The 23272-nt window shown below is 67.8% G+C and carries 20 protein-coding genes and 8 pseudogenes; 17 read left to right on the plus strand and 11 right to left on the minus strand.

All coding sequences use genetic code 11. The features are described 5' to 3' along the window. Positions 1–26: 26 nt before the first annotated feature. The 8 genes from C6N31_RS24070 (at position 27) to C6N31_RS24105 (ending at position 5867) form a co-directional block, all read left to right on the plus strand. On the plus strand, positions 27–479 hold the full coding sequence (locus C6N31_RS24070; protein WP_198358145.1) for a DUF6238 family protein: 453 nt from the start codon (positions 27–29) through the stop codon (positions 477–479). A 27-nt stretch (positions 480–506) separates the two neighbouring features. After that, entirely contained in the window at positions 507–2009 is a 1503-nt protein-coding gene (locus tag C6N31_RS24075; RefSeq protein ID WP_198358146.1) for a putative type IV secretion/conjugal transfer ATPase, read from the plus strand. 216 nt (positions 2010–2225) lie between these two features. Further along, the gene (locus C6N31_RS24080) at positions 2226–2621 is read left to right on the plus strand and encodes a hypothetical protein (protein ID WP_198358147.1); all 396 of its coding nucleotides are present in this window, start codon (positions 2226–2228) and stop codon (positions 2619–2621) included. 180 nt (positions 2622–2801) lie between these two features. Then, positions 2802–3122 (plus strand): hypothetical protein, encoded by a 321-nt coding sequence (locus tag C6N31_RS44075; RefSeq protein WP_232485575.1) that lies wholly within the window; start codon positions 2802–2804, stop codon positions 3120–3122. 274 nt (positions 3123–3396) lie between these two features. Beyond that, complete coding sequence (locus tag C6N31_RS24090) at positions 3397–3933, plus strand: hypothetical protein (RefSeq protein WP_198358148.1); 537 nt, start codon at positions 3397–3399, stop codon at positions 3931–3933. After that, a complete protein-coding gene (locus C6N31_RS24095; RefSeq protein ID WP_198358149.1) occupies positions 3930–4523 on the plus strand; it encodes a hypothetical protein in 594 nt (197 codons plus the stop codon). The genes C6N31_RS24090 and C6N31_RS24095 overlap by 4 nt, the downstream gene beginning before the upstream one ends. A gap of 18 nt (positions 4524–4541) precedes the next feature. Continuing rightward, on the plus strand, positions 4542–4997 hold the full coding sequence (locus tag C6N31_RS24100) for a hypothetical protein (RefSeq protein ID WP_198358150.1): 456 nt from the start codon (positions 4542–4544) through the stop codon (positions 4995–4997). Between the two features lie 99 nt (positions 4998–5096). Further along, a complete protein-coding gene (locus C6N31_RS24105) occupies positions 5097–5867 on the plus strand; it encodes a hypothetical protein (protein WP_198358151.1) in 771 nt (256 codons plus the stop codon). Positions 5868–5905: 38 nt separating this feature from the next. On the opposite strand, the pseudogene C6N31_RS24110 reads toward C6N31_RS24105, so the two are convergent. After that, positions 5906–6364 (minus strand): annotated as a pseudogene (locus tag C6N31_RS24110) (transposase); the annotation flags it as partial. 344 nt (positions 6365–6708) lie between these two features. On the opposite strand from C6N31_RS24110, the gene C6N31_RS24115 reads away from it, so the two are divergent. Beyond that, positions 6709–7968 carry an IS110 family RNA-guided transposase gene (locus tag C6N31_RS24115; RefSeq protein ID WP_198358232.1) on the plus strand — a complete coding sequence of 420 codons (1260 nt, stop codon included), beginning with the start codon at positions 6709–6711 and terminating at the stop codon, positions 7966–7968. A 21-nt stretch (positions 7969–7989) separates the two neighbouring features. Here C6N31_RS24115 and C6N31_RS24120 read toward each other — a convergent pair. Together C6N31_RS24120 and C6N31_RS24125 are read right to left on the minus strand one after the other, a co-directional pair. After that, positions 7990–8400: pseudogene (locus C6N31_RS24120) on the minus strand (transposase); the annotation flags it as partial. Positions 8401–8670: 270 nt separating this feature from the next. Further along, positions 8671–8850, minus strand: a pseudogene (locus C6N31_RS24125) (transposase); the annotation flags it as partial. A gap of 332 nt (positions 8851–9182) precedes the next feature. On the opposite strand from C6N31_RS24125, the gene C6N31_RS24130 reads away from it, so the two are divergent. Then, complete coding sequence (locus C6N31_RS24130) at positions 9183–10559, plus strand: IS1380 family transposase (RefSeq protein WP_198358152.1); 1377 nt, start codon at positions 9183–9185, stop codon at positions 10557–10559. 324 nt (positions 10560–10883) lie between these two features. Here C6N31_RS24130 and C6N31_RS24135 read toward each other — a convergent pair whose 3' ends face one another. The 3 genes and pseudogenes from C6N31_RS24135 to C6N31_RS45945 all read right to left on the minus strand — a co-directional run. Continuing rightward, positions 10884–11393 carry an NUDIX hydrolase gene (locus C6N31_RS24135; RefSeq protein WP_198358153.1) on the minus strand — a complete coding sequence of 170 codons (510 nt, stop codon included), beginning with the start codon at positions 11391–11393 and terminating at the stop codon, positions 10884–10886. Next, the gene (locus C6N31_RS24140; protein ID WP_198358154.1) at positions 11386–11646 is read right to left on the minus strand and encodes a hypothetical protein; all 261 of its coding nucleotides are present in this window, start codon (positions 11644–11646) and stop codon (positions 11386–11388) included. Before C6N31_RS24140 ends, C6N31_RS24135 begins: the two co-directional genes overlap by 8 nt. Positions 11647–11780: 134 nt before the next feature. After that, positions 11781–11909 (minus strand): annotated as a pseudogene (locus C6N31_RS45945) (transporter); the annotation flags it as partial. 112 nt (positions 11910–12021) lie between these two features. On the opposite strand from C6N31_RS45945, the pseudogene C6N31_RS45950 reads away from it, so the two are divergent. Next, positions 12022–12081: pseudogene (locus C6N31_RS45950) on the plus strand (helix-turn-helix domain-containing protein); the annotation flags it as partial. A 746-nt stretch (positions 12082–12827) separates the two neighbouring features. On the opposite strand, the gene C6N31_RS46960 reads toward C6N31_RS45950, so the two are convergent. Together C6N31_RS46960 and C6N31_RS44090 are read right to left on the minus strand one after the other, a co-directional pair. Next, positions 12828–13589: a transposase gene (locus C6N31_RS46960; protein WP_438817427.1), complete on the minus strand. Its 762-nt coding sequence runs from the start codon at positions 13587–13589 to the stop codon at positions 12828–12830. Then, entirely contained in the window at positions 13586–14038 is a 453-nt protein-coding gene (locus C6N31_RS44090) for an IS110 family transposase (RefSeq protein ID WP_232485576.1), read from the minus strand. The genes C6N31_RS46960 and C6N31_RS44090 overlap by 4 nt, the downstream gene beginning before the upstream one ends. Positions 14039–14357: 319 nt before the next feature. Here C6N31_RS44090 and C6N31_RS24160 point away from each other — a divergent pair, with 319 nt between their 5' ends. The 5 genes and pseudogenes from C6N31_RS24160 to C6N31_RS44100 all read left to right on the plus strand — a co-directional run. After that, on the plus strand, positions 14358–15392 hold the full coding sequence (locus C6N31_RS24160) for an IS110 family RNA-guided transposase (RefSeq protein WP_307811534.1): 1035 nt from the start codon (positions 14358–14360) through the stop codon (positions 15390–15392). Positions 15393–15570: 178 nt separating this feature from the next. Next, positions 15571–17889 carry a DNA polymerase III subunit gamma and tau gene (locus tag C6N31_RS24165; protein ID WP_198358156.1) on the plus strand — a complete coding sequence of 773 codons (2319 nt, stop codon included), beginning with the start codon at positions 15571–15573 and terminating at the stop codon, positions 17887–17889. A gap of 87 nt (positions 17890–17976) precedes the next feature. After that, a pseudogene (locus C6N31_RS44095) lies at positions 17977–18197 on the plus strand (phosphoribosylamine--glycine ligase); the annotation flags it as partial. Positions 18198–18371: 174 nt separating this feature from the next. Further along, positions 18372–18848, plus strand: a complete 477-nt coding sequence (locus C6N31_RS24170) for a hypothetical protein (protein ID WP_198358157.1) — start codon at positions 18372–18374, stop codon at positions 18846–18848. Then, positions 18797–19027, plus strand: a pseudogene (locus C6N31_RS44100) (IS256 family transposase); the annotation flags it as partial. The gene C6N31_RS24170 and the pseudogene C6N31_RS44100, both read left to right, overlap by 52 nt. 122 nt (positions 19028–19149) lie before the next feature. Here C6N31_RS44100 and C6N31_RS24175 read toward each other — a convergent pair. Both C6N31_RS24175 and C6N31_RS24180 read right to left on the minus strand, forming a co-directional pair. Next, positions 19150–20301: an ATP-grasp domain-containing protein gene (locus C6N31_RS24175; protein WP_198358158.1), complete on the minus strand. Its 1152-nt coding sequence runs from the start codon at positions 20299–20301 to the stop codon at positions 19150–19152. Beyond that, entirely contained in the window at positions 20298–21452 is a 1155-nt protein-coding gene (locus C6N31_RS24180) for an ATP-grasp domain-containing protein (protein ID WP_198358159.1), read from the minus strand. The genes C6N31_RS24175 and C6N31_RS24180 overlap by 4 nt, the downstream gene beginning before the upstream one ends. Before the next feature lie 550 nt (positions 21453–22002). Here C6N31_RS24180 and C6N31_RS44105 point away from each other — a divergent pair. Beyond that, positions 22003–22339 (plus strand): annotated as a pseudogene (locus tag C6N31_RS44105) (transposase family protein); the annotation flags it as partial. 202 nt (positions 22340–22541) lie between these two features. On the opposite strand, the gene C6N31_RS44110 reads toward C6N31_RS44105, so the two are convergent. After that, positions 22542–22766 carry a transposase gene (locus C6N31_RS44110; protein ID WP_307811538.1) on the minus strand — a complete coding sequence of 75 codons (225 nt, stop codon included), beginning with the start codon at positions 22764–22766 and terminating at the stop codon, positions 22542–22544. Positions 22767–23272: the final 506 nt, after the last annotated feature.

Here is a 23272-nt window from a genome sequence, read left to right on the forward strand (position 1 = left end):
CTACCCCGCTTCGAAAGGGCACCTCCATGTCCCGCACCGCCACCCCGACCGCGCAGGACTTCGTGCCCTTCGCCACCGCCGCACTCGACTTCCACCGCACACTCAACGTCCCCGGCGGTCCGCTGGTCACCACCCGCGCCGAGCTTGACACCCTGCACGCCCACCTCATCTCCCTGCACGGCCTGTTCGACGCCCATACCGCCCGCACCGGGCAACTCGTCCCGATCGAAGGCAACCAGCTGCGCGTGGCCCGGACCCGGATCTGGCAGGCCGCCGAACACGTCCACACCGCCTACCACGCGGCTCCCCGAACCGAATCGGGCGAGATCCCCGACCGCGAAGCGTGCCGGGCCCGGGTGCCAGAGGGCGCTCCGGAGCTGACCATCTGCCAGCGCCACCAGCGCACCGCGCACCTGGTCCGCCGCCAGACCACCCCAGCGGACCTCCAGGCGCCGTTCACCGGCCTCGTCCGCTACTGACCTCGACACCGCACCGGAGAAACGTTCATGCCCCGGACTCGCGCCAGCGCCTCCCACCTGTTCGTCCCCCGCAAGTCCTCGCGCGCCGAGCAGCGAGCCGCCCGTGCCGGTTTCGCCACCGCCCGCCGCCAGGCCCGCCTCGCCGAAACCCCGACCACGAGCCGCGACCAGGAGACCTTCGATCCGGACCTACGGCCCACCTACCCCCTGTCCGGGCGCCCCGGCCCCTCCTCGGCGCGCGGTGGCAAGCTCGCTCTGCCCGCTCACCGGATGACCACCGCCACCGTCTCCGGCGCCTATCCGTTTCTCGCCGAGGGCGGCCTGGGCTCGGACGGCATCTACATCGGCCGCGACGTCCACGCCGAGGCCGCATTCTGCTACGACCCGTTCTCCCTCTACAGCAGCGGGCGCATCGAAGGGTTCACCAACCCCAACGCGGTGCTCGCCGGGATCATTGGCATGGGCAAGTCCGCGCTGGCCAAGTCCATCGCAATGCGGGCGATCGCCCACGGCTACCGGGTCTACGTGCCCTGCGACCCCAAGGGCGAATGGACAACCGTCGCGCACGCGCTCGGCGGCTACACCATCGCCCTGGGCCCGGGGCTGCCCGGCCGCCTTAACCCGTTGGACGCCCCGGCCCGCCCCGCCTCGGTACGGGAAGAGGACTGGTCGACCGAGATCCGCAAGCGGCGCCTTCTGCTCCTAGCCGGCCTCGCGCGCACCGTCCTCAAGCGGGACCTGCTGCCCATGGAACACACCGCCCTGGACCTGGCCCTGGACGTGGTCGTCACCGACGCGGCAGCACGCGGCACCGTGCCGCTGCTCGGCGACATCGCCCACATCCTCGGTTCCCCCGAACGCCTCGACCAAGCCCTCGGCGACCAGACCGGACGCATCGGACCCGCAGCCCAAGACCTCGCGCACGCCGTACGCCGCCTCGTCCACGGCGACCTGTCCGGCATGTTCGACGCCCCCAGCACCGTGGCCTTCGACCCGACCACACCGATGCTGTCCATCGACCTGTCCCGCCTCGGCGGCTCCGGCGACGACACCGCACTGGTCCTGGCCATGACCTGCGCGAGCGCCTGGATGGAATCCGCCCTCTCCGACCCCGACGGAGGCAGGCGCTGGGTGATCTATGACGAGGCATGGCGCGTGATGCGTCACGTCGGTCTTCTGGAGCGCATGCAGTCCCAGTGGAAGCTCTCCCGCGGCCTCGGCATCGCCAACCTGATGGTGATCCACCGCCTGTCCGACCTGCTCTCCGCAGGCAGTGCCGGCTCACGCGGCCGAGTCCTGGCCGAGGGGCTCCTGGCCGACTGCTCCACCCGGATCATCTACCGCCAAGAACCCGACCAGCTCGCCGCCGCAGCCTCCCTACTTGGCCTGACCGGCGTCGAAACCCAGGCCGTCTCCGCCCTCACCAAAGGCCGTGGGCTGTGGAAAGTCGCAGGTCGGAGCTTCATCACGCAACACATCCTCCACCCAGCCGAGCGCCAACTGTTCGACACTGACGCCCGGATGCGGTGAAAACCCCGTGAGTTCACTCCAACTGCCCGCTTCCCTGTCCCGGTGCCGCCCCGGAGAAGTGCGGTTGTTCAAAGCGCTACTGACCCCTGCATCCAGCGGGACCGGCACCACCGCGAACCCAAGAGCGCCCGCACCTCCCGCATCGCCTAGCGAGCCAACCCCACGACCAGCCCTGCCCGAGCATCGGCGGCAATTCTGAAACAGGAGTGCACCCACATGCCCCACTCGCCCGCCCATCCCGACCTTGTTCGCTTCGCAGCCCAGATCGCCGCACGCCTGCCTGGCACCTGGGCCGCCACTGCCCACCGCCCAGATCCCCGCCCCGACTGGGAGGATCCGTTCCACGAGGTATGGGATGACCAAACGCTGGAATGGGCCATCTCCGAGTATCGGCCCCATCGGGCCGCCGTCATGACCGCTGGCAACGATCGTCTGCTCGTCACTACCCATCCGCAGCGGGGTGCGGAGTTCATCGTCGGAGCGCTGGCTCCTGCAGGGCTGGGCAAGGACTCGGTCGGTGACGCGAACGCGCCGAGGGCCATCGTGGTCGGCGCCGACCCCGTCCGGGCCGCAACCGACATCGCTCGCCGCTTCCTCCCCCGGTACGAATAGGCGGTGTGGCCGGTGCGGATCCGGGCGTTGACCGCCGCAGCCGAAGGCATCCAGCAGGCAACGGCCCGCTGGGATGCGGTCTCGGATTCCTTCTGCGACCAGGACGGCTGGCCAGTCGACGAAATCGGCTAAGCCGAGGGCAAGGTGGCACGCGACGCAGCTGCTTGGGAGCACGTCGAGATGTTCCTCGCGCACGGACCCGCCGTACTCGCCAGCGTCCAGGCTGCGGCAACCGCGGCCGACTACTTCGACGGGCCGATCAGCGCCGACCTGCGGCGCCTGCGCGAGATCGGAACCCATCTCGAAGGGGCGGCTCAGCTCCAACGCGACTGGCAGGAGACCACGGCGCAGCTCACAGCCTCGCTGCCCTGGGTGCAGGAGATCTACCAGAACCGGGAACGGGAGTTTCCGCAACGCCGAGGGCTGGCACCACGCCGACGAACTGGGGGGAAGCAGGCTGGCCTTGGTGCGTGCCGCCCAGCACCTGACCGGACGGACTGACAGCAAACCCTCCGAATCCGAACAGCGTTTGCAGGCGGCCCTCGCCCGCTCCGCGCCCACGCTCCACAACGCCCCACCCAGTGCATCGGCCTCACCGGGCAGGCCGAGTTCGGATGCCATACGCCGCCCGCGCTGACGTTCCGAATATCACCCATGTCCGGCCGGGCCAAACCGCGCCACAGCCACATCCTGGACCCACCATCCGCCCACACCACCACTCGGCTGCGGCTGTTCGCCACACACTGCCGGACAGTTCAGCCACATAGGAGTCGCCATGTATCCCGACCGGATCACGGTCACCTTTCAGCGTGAGGGCCCCCACGTCACCGCCCGCACCACCGGCCCCTCCCCCCGGCCGGATGGCCCGGGGTACCCCTACACCCACCTGATCGATCCCTTGCGTGAACGTGGTCTGACCTGCTCCGTTGAATACGGCCTGAGCGACCGCATCGTGCGCGCGGACCTTCCCGACGGCAGCGTCCTGATCATTTCCCCGCCCCAGGAGCCGGCCACCAACCACCCTCCTGGGTACCCCGGGGGCTGGACGGCGACCCGCGGACACCCGGACGACGCGTTCCCCCACGACGTGCTCTACGACTCCGAGCCGGGCGGTTCCGACGCCCGGTACGGCGGCAGCATCGCGCCCCTGCTCGCGCGCATCGACATCCGCCTGGACCAGCTCGGCCTGCCGCCCCGGCCCGAACCGGGGCCGGGTCGGGTCGGGAAAGGGCGGCCGACGCGGCACTCCACCGTGCGGGCTTCGTACCCGTGTTGTTCCGCGAGTTCTATCACCGGCTTCCCACTGGTATGACCGACCCGCACGAGCAGCGCCAGGCGGTCACCCGCGCCGTAGGCATCGTGCGGGGCGAGGGTTTCGACGTCTCCTGCGATCCCCGCCTGCTCGATCGCAGCCTGCCGGTGCGCACCCACGACGAGTTGAGTGCCGGTAGCCGGATCGGCTCCCTCTCTCAGACCATCACCACTGCCGGTCATACCCGCGAGGTCGTCGCTGCCCTGAGCGAGCTGACGGCCCCGGACGACGGAGTCCTGCACGCCGTCGCGGATGTCCTCAACGCGACGGCCGACTGGTGGCAGGGCTTGGGCGAACCGGCCGATCCTCACTACGCGAACCGGCTGCGCTACCTCACCAAGCAGCTGGACACCTACGCCCTGGAGATCCGTTCCCTGCGCGGTGACCTGGCCGACCGACACACCGGCCACCCCCAGCGGTCACAAAGCGCAGCCGTTCGCCACGCTCCCACCGCGCCCGGGGAAGCGATTCGCCGGGCGCAGGCCGCCGCCGCTTCCTCCCCCAGCCGTGCCGGCACTCGCCTGCCGGCCACCCCGTCGGCCGTAACACTGCCGGGCAGTACGACGCCTGTGGCCCATCGCCGCCGCTGACCATCAGGAGAGTCCCCGATGTCTGTTCCCGATCACGCCCAGGTGGCACGGACCGCGCTGCGCGAATTGTCCGAGCAGGTGGAGGACGCCGAGACCTGGGAGCAGGTGGCCCAGCTGATCGCGGCCTACTTCGACCCGAAGGGCGGTGCCCTGGCCGAAGCAACGTCAGTCCTGTGGGCGGTGTCCCGGCACTTCGAGAGCCGCGTCCAGGCCTACCACGAGGACGAACCGGCCTACGCACTGTGGCACCGGCTCGTCGCAGCCGCCGAAGCCCTCGGAGACATCACCACCGAGGTGAGCACGACCTGCCAGTTCCTCCGTACGCCCGTCCCCGGACCGCCCGAGCCCACCGCACTACAGCAGGCCGCCTACGCGACCTCACCTGCGCACACCGACCCGATGCCTCCCGACCGATACGGTCCGCCAGCCGTTCCGCAGAACGCCGTCCGTTCCTCGTCCGCTACCGGTCGCTGACCGTGCCCCTTCCTGGAGATCCCGCGATGACCCGCACCCGCAGAACCCCGCCCGCCCCCGCCCCCTTCCTCGTTCAGCTCCCTTCCGAATGGATCCGCCATGCCCACCTCCGAGCACGACCTGCTGCCCGACATCGCGATCGGCCACCACCCTGACTTCGGCATCGTCGCCAGCAACCCCAAGCACCTGGCCGCAAGCGCCTGGATGCTGAACGGCTTCGACTTCCGCCCCGTCCCCAACGAGCCCGCCCTGTACGCGCTCGCTGATCAGCAGCGCGATGGGCAGGGCAGGGCGACGCGGGCCGTCGCGATTCTGCGCAAGGCCGGCTACCAGGTCGAAGCGGATGCCGCATACGACCCCGAGCTGTCCGCCGACGCACATCCCGTGCGTGACCGCTCCCAGCGCGCCGAGCCCCACGTGGCGTTCGCCGAACACCCCCAGCTCGGCATCGTCGCCGCCACCGCCGACAACGCCTTCCGCGGCGGTCAGCTCCTCGAAACGCACGGCTGGCAGCACGACCAGCGACTCGACATCTACACGCTGCCCCGCGAAACCGACCGCGGCGCGGCCCTGGGCGCGGTGGCACGGGCCACGGTGTCCATGAACCGGGCCGATCTGCGGGTAGCCGTACACACGCGTCTCGCCCAGGACATTGCCGCGCACCGCCCACCAGCTCCTGCCGCCACAGCGCGCCAAGACCGCGCCCAGAGCAGCGCGGATCCCAGGTTTCCCGTCATGAACGCCGCCGCGCTCGCCGCCAGCCCCGCCCGCGCCGGACTCCCCGGCAAGACGCCGGTCCCCGCCCCCGCCATCTCGGCCCCCGCAGCCAGTGCGCCGGATCCACGCATCGCGTTCTCCCGCAACCGCTGACCCACAGACCCCGTAAGAGGTCGTTTCGTCCCGTGATTTCATCCCTGAATACGGCTTTGGTGTGCTGCTGCCGGGTCACGCCAGGAGATGGTGTTCTCGCCGGCGAGGCGGCGGGCCATGAGGTCGGTCATGGCGAGGTGGATCATGGCCTCGGAGCGGTGTGGGTGGGTTTCGTAGTCGCGGGCCAGGCGGCGGTGCAGCATCAGCCAGCCGTAGGTGCGCTCCACCGCCCAGCGCTTCGGGATAGGGGTAAATCCCCTGGTCCCGGGTGTGCGTTGGACGATTTCGGCGTCGACTCCGAAGGTGGCGGCGTGCTCGACGAAATGCTTGCGGTAGCCGCCGTCGACCCAGACCTTGCGCAGGCCGGGGTGGTTGGCAGCAGCCTGCTCCAGGAGAGTCCGGCCGGCGGTGGAGTCTTGGACGCTGGCCGCGGTGACCAGCACCGCCAGCAGCAGGCCGAGGGTGTCGGTGAGGATGCTGCGCTTGCGGCCCACGATCTAATGGGCGGTAGCTGAGCCCGGTGAAGCGCCTCGATACCGACCGCTGGCGTCAGCACAACGTCCACCGACGATCGGGGCCGTGAGCCCTCAAAGAAGACTGACGTGTGCTGGCGCTTGCCGTTGGCATCGAGAGCAAACCCTTGGTCACCGATGATGATCGTGGTCCAAGCCCCCTGCGGGGACTACCTCTTACGCGCTCGGGAGCCAACAGCTCCGACCAAGACCGAGGGCCCCGCAGGTCGCTGGGGTCATGAACGGCTAATCGGATGTCGGGCCATCGAGCCCTTCCATTAGAGAGACGCATGCCCTGCATGGCTGTGACCAGCCGCAACACAGGTTCGATGAGAAGGGTGAGGCGAGTGAGAGCGTTCTGCGGCATCGACTGGGCCAGCGACCACCACGACATAGCCGTCGTCGACGAAACGGGTTCGCTGCTGGCCCGGGCTCGCATCGATGACTCCGCGGAAGGGTTCGACCAGCTGCTTCAGATGCTCGCCGAGCATGGCGATAGTCCGCAGGATCCCATCCCCGTAGCTATTGAGACCTCCCGCGGACTTCTGGTCGCCTGCCTTCGGGCAACCGGCCGCCCCGTCTACGCCATCAACCCGATGGCCGCCGCACGATACCGGGACCGTCACGCGGTCTCCCGGAAGAAGTCCGACCACTTGGACGCCATGGTCCTGGCGAACATTCTCCGCACCGACGCGGCCGCGCACCGCATGCTTCCCGCCGACTCGGAGGTGGCCCAGGCCGTCGCCGTCCTTGCCCGCGCACAGCAGAACGCCGTCTGGGACCGAACGCAGGCCGGCAACAAGCTGACCTCCCACCTGCGCGAGTACTTCCCCAGCTACCTGGCCGCCGTCGGAAACCGCCGCGAGGGCATCTATCACCCCATAGCCCGGGCTCTCCTGGCCGCGGCGCCGGCTCCGCGCCAAGCGGCCAAACTGACCAGGACGCAGCTGCGAGCCGTGCTGAAGAAGGCCGGCCGCAAGAACACCATCGACAGGGAGATCGAGCGTCTGCACAGCGCGCTTCGCGCAACGCAGATGCGCCATCGACCCCTGGTCGAGGAGGCAATGGGTCGCCAGGCACTCGCGCTGCTCCGGCAGTTGGAAGCCGCCTGCACGAGCGCCGATGATCTTGCCGAAGCTGCAGTGCAGGCGTTTGAGGCACATGCTGATGCCAGCATCATCACCAGTTTCCCAGGGCTGGGTCCGCTCAGCGGGGCTCGGGTCCTGGCCGAGATCGGCGACGACAGGACTCGGTTCGCCGATGCCAGAGGACTGAAGGCGTACGCAGGTTCCGCGCCGGTCACCCGGGCCTCCGGCAAGAGCGTGTCCGTCGCGGCCCGCAGGGTGAAAAACCAGCGCCTGGCCGGAGTCGGCTACATGTGGGCCTTCTCAGCGATGGCCCACTCAGACGGAGCACGGGCTCACTATGACCGCCGACGTGAGGGGGGAGACCGGCACACGGCCGCCCAGAGGAACCTCTTCAATCGAATGATCGGCTGCCTACACCACTGCCTGACTCACCGCGTCCCGTTCAACGAGAACGTAGCCTTCCCGACCTCGCCAGAACCCCGTCTCACCCTCGCAGCTTGACACGTTCTTCGCATCGGATGTCTTCTTGCCCGCGTCGATGCCCTGGCTTCTGGCGGGGACACTCGTGGAGGTCTTGACGCTCTGCGCGTCGATTATCCCGGCGGATGGAGCGGCTTTGCGGCCCTCCTGCCGTCGCACCAGCTCCCTGAGGAGACCGTTGAGCTGGGCGAAGACACCGTCCTTCTGCCAGTTGGCGAAGTAGCCGTAGACGCTTTGATGCGGCGGGAAGTCGTGCGGGAGGTATGCCCACTGGCAGCCCGTGCGGTCCACATACAAGATCGCGTTCATGATCTCGCGCAGATCATGCCGTGGTGGTCGGCCGAAATCCAGGGCCCGGCCGCGACGTTCGAAGCGCCAGGCGGCCAGCACCGGCTCAATCAACTCCCAGCGGGCATCGGACAGATCACTTGGATACGCGCGACGTTCTGTCATAGCCCGGTCATACCGCCGCCAAGGGGCGTGCGCCCAGGCGTGCATCTTGTCGCGTCGAAGCACGGGCATACCCGGGCGTCCTGGAATGAGACAGGCGCAGGCCAACCTCTACCCCAGCAATCACACCACCAGTCCCGCTAGCAAGAACCACCTCCACCGACCCATACACACCGCGTCACGAGAAGAGATAATCGCCCAAAATCAGGGCACCTAAGATGAAAACGACCTCTAAGTGGGCGTTTGGTTCTATGTTGTCCGTTTCATTTAGAGTCAGGCGCCCCGCCAAGTGAGTGTGTTTTCGGCGGTGAGCCGGCGGATCATGAGGTTGATGGCTGCGATGTGGATCATGGCTTCGGAGCGGTGCGGGAGGGCTTCGTAGTCGCGGGCAAGGCGGCGGTGCTGCATGAGCCAACCGAGGGTGCGTTCGACGACCCAGCGCCGGGGAAGCACGGTAGGGTCCGGGTTGTTCGCGCCTCGCACACCCCACGGACGGTGAGGTCTCGCGGCGTCCAGTTGGTGGGTGGCCCACCAGAGGCGAAGGGGGCCTCCGCCCGCAATTAGCGGTGAGTGCGCCCGGTGAGCGCGTAGCCGTAGGCGAGATCGGAGATCCGGATGCCGATGGATGCCCTCGCGCACCTCAACCGTGGCCGTGGGCTCTAGCCTCGGGCTTTCACGAGGCGGGTTGTCCGATGCGTGATCGGAAACGCGAAGAGTGCCCCTGACCTGTAACGATGGGACTTGTCTAGGGTCCAGGTCGTCGCGTGGAAAGAAGCACTCCTCAGGTGAAGAAGCGTATCGGGTCCTACCCTCGTGTCCGTATCGAGGGCGGCGGTCAGGGGGTGGTTTCACAGGCCGGCGGGGTGCTGCTGGTCGAGACCGCCCGCAAGACCGGCCTGGACACGGCGATATCGGCGGCGTTGGCTCCGGGGCGGCGGCCGAGGGCGGTGCATGATCCGGGCAAGATCCTGCTGGATGTGGCCCTGGCGGTCGCGCTCGGCGGGGACTGCCTGGCCGATGTTGGCGTACTGCGGGCCGAGCCGGCCGTGTTCGGTCCGGTGGCCTCCGACCCCACCGTCTCTCGTCTCATCGATGCTCTCGCCGCTTCCGGACCAAGGGCTCTGGTCGCGATCCGCTCCGCGCGGGCCGAAGTACGGCAACGCGTATGGAAGTTGGCCCGCACCTCATCACCGGACGCCACGGGAGAGGTGATCGTGGACCTGGACGGAGTGCTGATGCTCGCGCACTCCGAGAAGCAGGATGCGGCCGCGACCTGGAAGAAGACCTTTGGCCACCACCCGCTGATGGGCTTCGTCGACCACGGCAGCGGCGGCACCGGAGAACCGGTGGCAGCTCTGCTGAGGCCGGGGAACGCAGGATCCAATACCGCCGCCGACCACGTCACCGCCACGCAACTTGCCCTGGCCCAGCTCCCCAAAAAGTACCGGCGGGGCCGCAGCACACTGATCCGTACCGACTCCGCGGGCGGCACCCATGAGTTCCTCGCCTGGCTCTCGAAACGAGGACGGTGGCTGTCGTATTCGGTCGGGATGACCATCACCGAGCAGATCCATCAGGCCGTGCTGAAGGTCCCGGCCTCCGCCTGGACGCCCGCGATCGAGCCCGGTGGGGAGATCCGCGAAGGGGCCTGGACCGCCGAGCTCGACGGAGACGTCCTCAAGGGCTGGCCGAAGGGGATGCGGCTGATCGTCCGCAAGGAACGGCCCCACCCCGGAGCCCAGTTGCGCCTCACCAACGCCGACGGACTACGCCTCACCGCCTTCGCCACCAACACCGCAGACGGAAAGATCGCGGACCTGGAGCTGCGGCACCGCAGGCGAGCACGGGCCGAAGACCGTATTCGAAACGCGCGGGCCACCGGCCTGCGCAACCTGCCCCTGCACGATGCCGCGCAGAACCGGATCTGGCTGGAGATCGTCTCCCTCGCGCTCGACCTGCTGGCCTGGCTGCCGATGCTCGCGCTGACCGGCAAACCCCGGCTCTGGGAGCCCCGCCGCCTGCGGCTACGGCTGTTCTCCGCCGCCGCCCAGCTCGTCACCACCGCCCGCCGCCGACACCTCAGATTCGCACGGCACTGGCCCTGGACCGACGTGATCACAGACGCGGTCCACCGGCTCGACACTCTCCCGAACCCCACCTGACCAGCACCAACCCAACCCGCCGAGCAGAAGAACCACCTACCGGAACCGTGGAAACCGGCGCCCACCCGACGCGACATCGGGCCATCGGCCCGCCCACACTCCGATCCCGAACGAGAAACGGCCGCCAACCGAGGCTGACGGCCGATCACGAAAGATCGAGGCTAGAGGGTCGCCGGACGATCATTCATCTTGCAACACCTGCTTTACCAGCACGAATTCTCACTATCCGACACAGATGCCCGGATACACTGAAAGATCCGCGAGTTCACGAATACCGACGTCTTTGATCCCCATGAACCGAAGGGCAGTGGAGCGATGCTGGGCCTAACCGAGGGGGTGGATCGGGGCGCCCGTGGCTCGATATCGGTCGAACGCCTCGCGGGCATCCGGGACGAACTCGGAGCGGCGGACGGTCTCTTCGAGTTCAGCCTCGGTCAGCCAATCGAACCAGGCGACTTCCTGGGGGTTGGGCTGAACCGGTGCTGTGATCACGGCTTCATGGAGGCCCAGCCAGTAGGGGCTGATCGCGCCGTCGCACAGGAACTTGAGCACGAAGCGGGGATCAGCACGAACCCCGAGCTCCTCCGCCAGTTCCCTGGCTGCGGCCTCCTCGTACGACTCGCCAACTTCGACGGCGCCGCCGAGCATCCAGTTGAATTGCCCGGGGAAGCGGGATACCTCGTCCGGACGACGGTGTACGAGGATCCGCCCGGCGCCGTCGCGGCACACGATTGTCGCGATGCGGTGCAGCCAGCGTTGCCGAATTGCCTCTCCCCGGCTGACGACCGACACGACGTGGTCGTACTCATCGACCCGTTCAACCAGTTCACCCATGCGACACACGATCGCAGGGGCCGATCACGGGGTCGCGCTCGGGTGTCTGCACTACTTCACTATAGCTACCCGAGGTATATTTTACGAAGAAGATCACCATCGTCCGGTTACCTCCGATGTAGCCATCGGTCAGGCCGGCGGCAGTCCTCGCCAACGCGTATTGATCGACGGTCTCCTGTTCAACGACCTCGATCTCCTCCGCGGTACGCAACGCTCGGGCCGAGGCCAGATTGCGGACGACAGCAAGAGTCATCGGCCGCTCGGTTCACAGAATTGGCGCATGCGTAAGGGATACAGCCAAAGCTTCGGGATTCCCGACTGAACGATGAATTTCTCATGCGGTCGTGTGAACTCCCGCCGACCTGCACCTGCAGGTCACAACAACGTGCCGTCAGCGCAGCCGATGACGTACTCGCTCGCCAGGAACGTGACGCCCAGCATCGTCTCCATGTGGGACTCGACGAAGTTCTGTACATCCGCCTCGACCTCAGCCAGACGCGGCACGACCTCGGTCACACGGCTGTGCGCGTTGAACGGTTTCCGCCCCACCACTCCCCCTGCACGACCACGACCCCGGAGAGCCAAACGCCGCAGGGCTCAGGAACGGGTGCCAGCGATCGCCGTGGAAATGGACTGCAACGAGGAAACGGTCCGGTGCTGGCTCCACCGCTTCAACCGTTCGGGCCTGCAAGGGCTGGATGATCTGGGCGGTCATGACCGCAGGCGGCGGATCACCGAGGAGGAACGGTCGAGGTCCATTGCTCTGGCCAAGACCGTGCCGCCTGGGCGGCTGATGTGGGAGCCGGTCAGGGAGCCGTGGCCTTCGACGAGTCCGAGACACCCGAGTGGACTCTGGATTCCCTGGCCGCGGCGGCGCGGGCCGAGGGGATCGAGGTGGGTCGCTCGCAGGTCAGGCGCATCCTGCTCGCCTAGGACGTGCGCTGGCGCCGCACCCGGCCCTGGACACGTTCGAAGGACCCGGACTTCGTCCCAAAAAGATAAGGATCACCGGCCTCTACACCTACCCGCCCGTCGGTTCGACGGTGATCTGCGCCGACGAGTTGGGGCCGGTGAATCCCGGACCTTCCCATCCGCACCTGCCTGGTCACCGGACGGGCGCCGGATCAAAGCGGAGCTCGACTAGAGCCGCGGTCGGCGGCCGACTTCGAGATGCCGAATCGCGGGGGAACCTGGCGCATCGTCAAGTTTCGTGCGCTAGTGGGCCGCGACCAGCAGGATGTGGTCCTCCAACGGCAGGCTCCACGACCGACCGTGCCTGTAACGTCGCTCCGGAGGGTCTGGCACAAGTTCGTGAGACGACTACGCGTTGTAGTTGTTGATCTCCTCTTGTACAGAGTGTGGAAGTCGCCTTGAACTCGCTCCTCGTGCTGATGATACGGCCGCACGCGGTCTTAGTTGAACTCCAATTGGCTGTCAAGCGGCGGTGAGCCAGTCGCCGTAGGCGTTGGCGAGGTGGTCGTCGCGGCGGGTGCCGCGTTCCATGCAGGAGATGACCGCGGGCCAGACGCCGAAGTGGTGGGCGACGGCGGTGAGGGTGATGTTCTTGGCCTGGCGTGTGGGCCGCAGGTCCGCGATCTCGGAGACTGCGACGGTGGTGGTCAGGTAGCAGAACGCTTCCCGGGCGATGGCGCGTTTGAGAAGCCGGATGATCTCCTTCTCGTCCGGCCGGCCGCGGTCTGCCAGGCCACGTAGTCGCGGGTGCGGCGGTCGCTGGCCATGCGGACGAGTGCTATCCGGTAGAGGGCAGCGTTGGCAGCGCGGTCGCCGCCGCGTGAGAGGCGGTGGCGGGTGGTCCTGCCGCTGGAGGCAGCCCACTGTCGCGACACCGCACAGAGCTGCGAACGATGCCTCGGCGCGGAAGCGGTCGGGGTTGCCGCCCGCGGTGATCAGCAGCTGGGCCGCGGCGTCAGGGCTGACGCCGTGAGCGGCCCGCAGGCCAGGGTTGAGCTCGGTGACGGCGTCGTCCAGCGTGGCCGTGAGTTCCTGGTGCTCGGCGGCCAGGGCCTGGACGCGTCGGGCCAGGCTCTCCAAGGCGGTCAGGACGGCGTTGTAGATGGCGTCTCCCGTGGGACGCAGGCGTGCAAGGGCCTCGATCAGCAGTTTGCCGTGCAGCGTCCGGTAGCGGGCCCGGATGGTGTCGGGCGCACTGATGAGGACGTGCCCGATCTGGTTCATCGCGGCGGTGCAGGCTTTGACCGCGGACCGGGCAGCGTTGTGGGGGGCGCGGACGCGGTGACGGTGTCGTCCTTGGGTGCGCTCGATGCGCGCCCGGACAGCGCGGCGCGGGCGGCGGCGTAGGCGTCGATGGGGTCTGATTTGCCGCTGCGGCGGCGTTCGGCGCGGTCGGGGCGGTTGACCTCGACGACGGTCAGGCCGTCGGCGCGGGCGGCGCGGGTGAAGCCGGTTCCGTAGGATGCGGTGCCTTCCACGCCGATCGCGCTCACGTTTCCGTGGGCGCTCAGGAACGCGAGGGCTGCCGTGTGTCCGGTGGTGGTGGGGAATTCGGCATCGGCGAGGTGCCCGCCGTTGTCGGTGACGACCGCGACGTGGATGGTGGCGGCGTGGGAGTCCACGCCGCTGAACACACCCTGACCGACCGTGCCTGCTCTGCCTGCTGCTGTCATGCTGGAGGTGCCTTCCTAGCCGGAGGCGGCACCCGGTCGGGTGGGGCAGACAGGACATTGAGGGGGCTTCTGGCCAAGCTCCTGACTTGTTGAATTGACCCCAGACGCTCGGTCTGCAGCCGTAGCGTCCAGGGTGTCGGTCGGCATGGGCCCGCAGTGCTCCTTGCCGCCCTCGGGCTGGCTCACTGATAGCGTGCCGCCGCTGGCCGACACCCGCGCGGCGTGGCTCGACAGAGGCATGAGGGTGACGCAGTGACTTCAAGTCAGGGTGCCCACCGCACTTCCCTTCCCGTCTCATCGAGTGCGAGGGCAGCAGCCTGTGATCCTGATCGGTGTCGATCCCCACAAGTCGTCCCACACCGCCGTCGCCGTGGACGCCGCAGGCCATCAGGTGGCCCAGCGCCGGTTCGTCGTCAACGCGGGCACGTTCCGCCAGCTGATGCGCTGGTGCGAGCAGTGGCCCGAACGCCGTTTCGCGGTCGAGGGTGCCGGCGGCCTGGGCCGCTCGCTCGCCCAGCAGCTGGCAGCCGCGGGCGAGAGCGTGGTCGACGTGCCCTCCACCCTTTCGGCCCGAGCCCGGCTGCTGGCCACCGGCGGAGACCGCAAGACCGATGCCAAGGACGCCCTCCACGTCGCCCAGGTCGCCCTCTTCCGCCACGACCTGCGACCCGTGGTCCAGGAAGACCAGACCACGATCCTGCGACTGCTCACCGAACGGCGCGACGACCTGGTCCACGAACGCACCCGCGTCCTGAACCGGCTCCACGCCGTCCTGCGCGATCTCCTGCCCGGCGGAGCACCCACCGGACTGTCGGCCGACAAGGCCGCCGCCTTGATAAAGGGCATCCGCCCGGTCACCGCCACCGACAACTGCCGCCGGGACATAGCCCGTGACCTGCTGGCCGACCTGCGCCGACTGGACCGGCAGGTCAAGGACAACGAAGCCGAAATGCGCGAGGCCGTCGCCGCGACCCGCACCACGCTGACCACCCTGCCGGGCCTGGGCACCGTCCTGGCCGCCAAGGTCATCGGCCACATCGGGGACGTCGGCCGCTTCCCCACCGAGCACCACTTCGCCAGCTACACCGGCAGCGCACCCCTGGATGCCTCCAGCGGCAACAACGTCCGCCACAGGCTCAACACCGGCGGCAACCGCGCGCTGAACTCGGTGCTGCACACCATCGCCGTCTGCCAGATCCGCGACGGCGGGCCCGGGCAGGACTACTACCTCCGCAAGATCAGCGAGGGCAAGACGCCTTCGGAGGCCCGCCGAGCCCTCAAGCGACGCCTGTCCAACGTGGTCGACCGGATCATGAAACGCGACCAACGGAACCACCTCGCCCAAGCCGCTTGACACACAGAGGCGCTATCAGGTCATGTTCCGCCCGGCCGGAGCCATGGAGAACAGGCCCCGGCAGCCGGACGGTACAACCCGAAGACAACCCAGCAGGGCGTCAGTCAGTGGCAGAGCCACGACCACCGGAACCCGCCTACGAGTATCAATGTCAGTGAGCCCCTGTAAGCTCGCACGCGTGTCGCCTCTCGCGCTGTACCGCCGCTATCGCCCGGAGTCGTTCGCCGAGGTCATCGGGCAGGAGCAGGTTACCGCCCCGTTGTCGCAGGCGCTGCGGAACAACCGGGTGAATCACGCGTACCTGTTCAGCGGGCCGCGTGGGTGTGGCAAGACGACCAGCGCGCGGATTCTGGCCCGGTCCCTGAACTGCGAGCAGGGGCCGACGCCGACCCCGTGCGGCGAGTGCCAGTCCTGCCGGGACCTGGCCAGGAACGGGCCGGGTTCAATCGACGTCATCGAGATCGACGCCGCTTCCCACGGTGGTGTGGACGACGCCCGTGAGCTGCGCGAGAAAGCATTCTTCGGCCCCGCGAGCAGCCGTTACAAGATCTACATTATCGACGAGGCCCACATGGTCTCGTCGGCGGGGTTCAACGCGCTGCTAAAGGTCGTCGAGGAGCCCCCGGAGCACCTCAAGTTCATCTTCGCCACGACCGAGCCCGAGAAGGTCATCGGAACCATTCGGTCGCGGACCCACCACTACCCGTTCCGGCTCATGCCGCCCGGCACCCTACGCGATTACCTCGGCGAGGTCTGCGGGCGTGAGAACATCCCGGTCGAGGAAGGTGTGCTGCCGCTCGTGGTCCGCGCCGGCGCCGGCTTCGTGCGTGACGCCATGTCCGTCATGGACCAGCTGCTCGCCGCTGCCGGGCCCGACGGCGTGACGTACGCCATGGCCACCTCCCTCCTCGGCTACACCGACGGTTCCCTCCTCGACTCGGTCGTTGAGGCCTTCGCCACCGGCGACGGCGCCGCCGCCTTCGAGGTGGTGGACCGCGTCATCGAAGGGGGCACCGACCCGCGCCGTTTCGCCACCGACCTGCTGGAGCGCCTGCGCGACCTCGTCATCCTCGCCGCTGTGCCGGACGCCGCAGAGAAGGGCCTCATCGACGCCCCCGCCGACGTCATCGAGCGGATGCAGGCCCAGGCAAGCGCCTTCGGCGACGCCGAGCTCAGCCGCGCAGCCAACCTGGTCAGCGAGGGCCTGACCGAGATGCGCGGTGCCAACTCCCCCCGCCTCCTGCTCGAACTCATCTGCGCCCGCATCGTGCTCCCCGCCGCCTACGGCGACGAGCGCTCAATGATGGCCCGCCTAGACCGCCTGGAACGGACGGTGAGCTTCGCGGCCGGCGGCGGCATTCCCCCCATGGGGTACTTGCCGAGTCCGGATGCCCACGGGGGTGCGGCGCAGACCGCTTCCGCCAGTGGTCCTCCCGTCCCGCCCGGCGGCGGTCCGGCCGCCGCTCGTGCGGCGGCACGGGCATCCGGCGCACCGAACGGTCGCGGTACACCGCCCGGGGCCATGGGAACGCCTGCCGCAGCGCCGTACGGCCAGGAAGCGCCCGCACCCGCGGCGGCCGTCGCCCAAGCTCCTGCGGTTCCCGTAACCCCTGCGGCTCCTGCGGGCCCCGTGGCTCCCACGTCCCCGCCGGCGGCTGCCCAGCTGACGGCCCCGGAGCCGTCGGCACCCGCACACGCCACCGCCCAGCAGCCCCAACCCCAGTCACAGTCCCTCGCCCTCACCCCTGGCGCCTGGCCCATCGCAGGCCCGGTCGGCAGCGGCCGACACCCCGGCGGTTGGCCCACCGCGGCCCCGGGGGGCGGCAGCCAGCCCCAGCCCCCATCCCTCCCCCAGTCGCCCTCTCCCGCCTCCTCCGCACCCCCGAGTGGCGGCCTCGACCCCCGTACGCTCTGGCCGAACATCCTGGAAGCGGTCAAGAATCGCCGCCGCTTCACCTGGATCCTCCTCAGCCAAAACGCCCAGGTGGCCGGCTTCGATGGCACGACCCTCCAGCTAGGCTTCGTCAACGCTGGCGCCCGCGACAACTTCGCCAGCAGCGGCAGCGAGGACGTCCTGAAGCGGGCACTGGCCGAGCAGTTCGACGTCCAGTGGAAGATCGAGGCGATCGTCGACCCATCCGGCGGCTCGGTTTCCGCAGCGATGGCCGCCCCGACAGGCTTCAACGGCGGCGGAGGCGGGGCAAGCGGCTACGGCAGCGGCCCGGCCACGCAACGCCCGGTACCCGCACAGCCCACCGTCTCCGCCTCCGCACCCGAATCGGGGTCCGGATTCGCTCCCACACCGGCGGCCCCGCTCACCGTAGCCCCCGCCTCCGCACCGACGGGCCCCGCCCAGGACACCGCCCCCCCGGTCTCCATCGAGGACGACATCCCCGAGGACGACGACCCCGACCTGAATGAATCGGCCCTCTCGGGCTACGAACTGATCGTGAAGGAGCTCGGGGCGACGGTGAAGGAAGAGTTCACGAACGAGTAGCCCAGCCGCCCCGGCTTGGAGGAACGTACAGGTCGCTACTCCCCGGCCCCTAATCGGCCCGCACAAAGACCTCGTTAGGCTGACCCCGGGAGGGTCCTCGTCGTCGGAACGGCGCCCGCGAACACGCCCTGTGCCGCTCTCTGTCCCTCGAGCCCGACGTCACCGCCCTGCACTGCGCCCCCGGCATCGCCGAGCTGCACGCGGTCGACTCCCTCGACGGTGCAGCCGTAGCCGCACTGGCCGGACAGCTGGCGCCGGCCTCGTAGTCGTGGGCCCGGGGGGCGCCCCTCGTCGCTGCCGCCCACGACGATGGCCTCCGCACCGTCGACCGATACTCCGACATCCGCCACCTGCTCCGGGAGAAATGCTTCTTCTCCGCGATCGCCCGCCACCTGCACCTGGACCGCACGACCGGCCGCCGCTTCCGCGATACCGACCTCGACACCCGCTCGCCTCGTCGCGCATGGGACGCGCCAAAAGGGGTGCTTGAGTGCTACACCACCTACGTTACCGAGCGGTTCAGCGATGGTGTGACAAGCCCGGCTGACCTCTATCTCGAGATCCGTGACCGTGTAGACGAGGGCAGTGACCTGCCTGTGCGCCACTACGTCGCCGGACTGCGGGCCGGCACCGTCAAACCCGCCCGCGGCGCTGTCCCCCGCCCACGCAAGATCACCAAATGGATCAAGCTGCCCCGCGGTGCCCTGACGCGCCGCGAGGAGGACGAACTCCTGACCGTGCGCCTGGCCTTCCTCGATATCGCACGAGCCTGTGACCTCGCCCGCACGTTCCATGACTTGCTCCAACACCGACGTGGTGACCAGATGGTGGCGTGGGTGCGCGAGTTCGAGCAGGAGGCGCCCGCCCCAATCCTCGCCCTCGCACAGAGGGCCCGCAACCAAGACATATACCCAACGAAAGAGGAACCCAGCAGTACCGAGTCCAGTTCGGTTCCCTGATCGACGAGATCGTCCGTGAGGGCGCTCGACGGATGCTGGCGGCTGAGGTCGACCAGTACATCGCCGAGCTCGTTGATCAGCGTGACGAGGTCGACCGCCATCAGGTGGTGCGCAATGGCCGCCATCGGGAATGGGCGGTGGTCACTGCGGCCTCCGTGCCGCGTCTATGCCGGAGGCGTTCGCGCTGGTCATAAGGGGGGTTCTCCTGTCGTGCCCTCTCGGACCAACCCGGCAAACCGCGACTCATCCGAGGCTGGCAGTAACCAAGTTTCCCTGCGCCAGGCGTGAACTATCACAGCAGTCAGGCACGCTGACCCCTCACCGCTCCGACCAGGCCATCGAGGCCAGCACGGTCGAGACCAGTGAAGAACACTGCATACTCCGAAGCGCATGGATGAGGAGGGACCTGACCCCGAGCCAAATTGCCGCGCCGCGTGCCGATGATGCCAGGCAGTCGCTCGGCATCGGTTTGAGCCAACGGCGCACGGCCGTCTTCCGCAAGCCTTGCCATCACGAGTCCGGTCAGCGGCAGTGCTGCCCGGGTCGGGGTGGCGTCGCGCGGCTCCACCCCTACTTGGGCTGATATATGCGCTTTCCACAAGCCGGAGCCGAGCGTAACGTCGAGAAGTTCGGCCAGGCCGCTGCCAGCAGGGCGCAACCCGACCTCTCCGAAGTGGAGCTCCCCGTTCTGTACCAGGAACTCCATGTGAAAGACGCTTGTAGTGACAGCCATTGCCGTCAGCGCGGCCTGAGCCATCTCTCTCAGCGACTCCCGTCGAGGATCGGCCGCCGGCAGGATCAGCGATGTGCGCACCCCCCGTCGCGCAGACAGCACCGGGCGGTCGTAGGCGGAACACTCCAACCACACGAGTTCCCCGTTGACCGTCAGGCCCTCGGCGTGAAGTTCCTGTTCGACATGGATCGCTTCTTCCACGACGAAGAACTCAGTAGCTCCAGTAAGCCACTCCTGTGCTGCAGGCACACTCATTCGTTGCACACCACGCGAGGACGACGAAGTAAGCGGCTTGATAACGACGTCGTTGACGCCGATCTCGTCAGGTCCCATCGCCAAAAACGAACGTATTGACCATGCTCGCGGTGCTCGCACCGCCCCGGCTGTGGCCTGCCTCATCCGAAGCTTGTTGGTTCCTACCGCCGTTTCGTCCAGACCCGGCCCAGGCAGTCCGTAGCGCGAACGCAGATGAGCTGCAGTCATCAGGGTGCCGTCCGACGTCGCCACAACGCCCGCAGCGCCGTTGCGCGCCTGCCAACTGTCGGCGGTTTTTACCAGTTCGGGGTAAACTTGATCAGTTGGGTCTCCGCCCAGCAGGTCGCCGAGGTACTCACGCTTGGCAATGCCGAGGGCGTCAAGCGCTTCCTCGGCTACAGATTTTCGACTACCCACGACCAAGACCCGCTCAGGCATCGCCAGGCCATGACTTTCACTTGTCATTCACGACCTCCAGCGCAGGCGGCAACGGCACGCAGGGATGCCATTACTGAATCGTGATCGACACCGTGGACATAGGCGTGCCCCCAATGGCCGTACACCCCTGTCCGTCCTTTGTCCCCGGGCGGGTAGTAGCACTCGTCCAAATCGAACCGCTGTAGCAAATCGTTCTCGGTAACAGCGTCCTCCGGGTGACGCGTGAGGAGGGCGCACCCATAGACGGGCGACGCGACGCGGTCGCTCAGCGACGCGGCCGGTTCAAGCCCGAGCGCAATATCGATGGCCGCACCGTAGAGGTCGATACCGTAGGTTCGCGCCAGTATCTCCGGAATCAGGGGGCCTCCAGGCCGTGAGGCGACTTCGCCGAAGGTCACAGTGCCATCACAACTCACGTAGCCCTCGAGGTGAAAGACGCAGTCGGGTGCCTCGAGGGCGGACATCACACGCCGCGTCATCGCCCGCGCCTCGTCGTCGAGCAGCAACTGCTGCCCTGCGAGCGGCGCACTGCCGGGGGCGCTACCCTCGACCCAGCTCATATTCAACGTGGTGTAGCGAGAGACGGTCATCCACGTTGCGGCGCCGCGCCGCCAGATGCCATCGACATGGAACTCCTCGCCCTGGACATACGACTCGCCGACCAGGTCGACGTCACCGCTCGTAGGATTGTGCCGCCTATAGGCCTCAAGGTCCGTGGACGAGCTGACCAATGCCGTCGCTCTTGCGCCGTAGCCGTCCGCCGGCTTAAGCACGAATCTCGACCCCAGATCACTACACAGCGTTGCGTAGTTGTCACTACTCAACACGTAGCGGCACGTGGCACGCCGTACCTCCCCGAGCAGTGACTTCTGCACTTGCTTGTCACGGAACCGTATGACCGTCTCGAAGTCGGACGCCGCGGGCAGGCCGAAGGCCAAACGCAGCACGTTGACTGAGAACACGGCGCGCTCGTTCCCGGTGACTGCCCCATCAGGCTCGGGTACGGCCGCCCGAACGGTTCGTAGCACCTGCTGAGCATCGCCTAGGTCGCTGACCAGTGAGAACTGATGGTCGGCCAACCCCGGCCTTACCCGATCGACCACGAAATGCAGCGGTATGCCTCGCTCACGGGCCGCCGCCGCAAAGCCAGCCCGGTAACCCAAACAGACCAAAGTCATTGCTCTGACTCCTCATGCAGCCCCAAAAAACTGCCTGTGCTCGCCGGCACTATCCCGCGCGCGACGCCTCGACGGCCGACTCAGCAACCCCAACCGCCCAGGCGACATAGGGGATCTTGTGACGCTCGAGCTCAACCTTGTCGGAAAAGACGTCGCAAGCCAACACTTCCAGCCCTCGGGGACTTACCGGATCTCGACTCCTTCAGACGAGTAAGTACTCCGCCGACTCCGGGCTGGTCCCCGGAAACTGGACACGAGGGTTGATCACGCGGCTTCGGCGAGGGTAGCAGCGTGGGTGGATTCGCAGGTTCTCGGGGTCTGACTGTCCGCACCATCAGCGGGTGCCTTGGTCACCCGCTGAAGCAGGTCGGAATCCACGGCAAGGAAACACTGGGTGAAGTTGGTCAGCGCGAAGCCGATCCCGAGGTGTGCAAGCCGAGCTCCATCTGGGTCTCGAGCAGTCCCAGCGACCAAGCATCGTCCACGGTCCGGGCGAAGATTCTCCCGTAACGGCTGATCACACATGAGATGACCTTGATGTGCAAGGGCGATCTCGGCGCCGGAGCCGTCCCGAACAGCCCCGTTCACCTGACTTAGCCCGCGTAAGCGGGGAACTGCGGTACGCCGCGGGACCGTGGCCGGCGGGCATCGCGGTCGGTCGTGGAGCCTGCCGTTGGAGGAGCGCATCCAGCTGGTCGCGGCCTACTAACGCACGAACTTGACGATGCGCCAGCTCGCCCCGCCGTTCGGCATCTCGAAGTCGGCCGTCGACCGCCTCGGGCCGCTGCGCGCACTAACCGCGCAAGCGGTTCCGCTAGGACACCGTACTGATCATGGACGGCACCCTGGTCCCCACCCGCGACCGCTCGATCACCAAGCAGTCGGAGACATCTCATGTCCCCGGTTGGTCAAGTAGGTACTCAGGCTGCGAGAGCCACGGGTGCTACGAAGGCCCGGTTGGGGTCGAACAGCGTGCGGTGCTGTCGGCAGTAGTAGAGGCAGCCGGGCAAATTGTTGAACAGGTTTCTGAAAGCCGCAGTGTGGCGTTCTCCGCCGGCGCGTCGTCGGTCGCAGTGGGCGCGTGGGGCCTCAGTGCGAGGGGCGGCGAGGGCCCACATGTATCCGGCGGCGGCCAGACGCTGATTCTTGACCGTTCGGGCGACGACGACGTGGCTGCGGCCATGCCCGGGTAACGGGAGCCGCGCCAGCCAAGGCCTTTACCGCTCTGGCATCCGCGAAGCGTCCGCGGTCGTCGCCGATTTCTGCGAGGACCCGCGCTCCGGACAGTACGGACAGGCCCGGGAAGCCAGTGATGACCTCGGCATCCGGGTGCGCGAGGAACGCTTACTCGGTTGCTACCGGGAGCTGAGCGACCGAGATGCAGGCGGCGTCGACCTGCTGAATGAGCGCCACTACTTGGTGGCCCAGGGGCTGTTCGACCTGTGGCAACTGGCGAAGGTGTTCCGCGCGGGAGATCTCTCGAAGCCGCTCGACCTCGGCTTCAATGCCACAGCGTGGACGCTCGCCGCGTTTGAGTAGCGCGCGTAGTTGACACAGCCTAGCCCCTTCCAACCTGCGCTCCAGGAAGCGCCGCCGCCTCTTGCCCACGCCCTGCGGCCAGATAGCAAGCTCCTCGGCGACCTATCGGTTCAACTTGCCGTCCGCGCACCCCAGCACGATCCGGCACCGCTGAGCCAACCCCTGCTAGAACTTCGCCCGTCGGGACCACCGCACCAGCGTCATTCACCCGTCCACGGACAACACCAACTCGGCCACCGGCCGCCCCATCTTCGCCATGTTGGAGAGCCTACTACGTCAAC

The organism is Streptomyces fildesensis, assembly GCF_016107395.1.
Taxonomy (GTDB): Bacteria; Actinomycetota; Actinomycetes; order Streptomycetales; family Streptomycetaceae; genus Actinacidiphila; species Actinacidiphila fildesensis.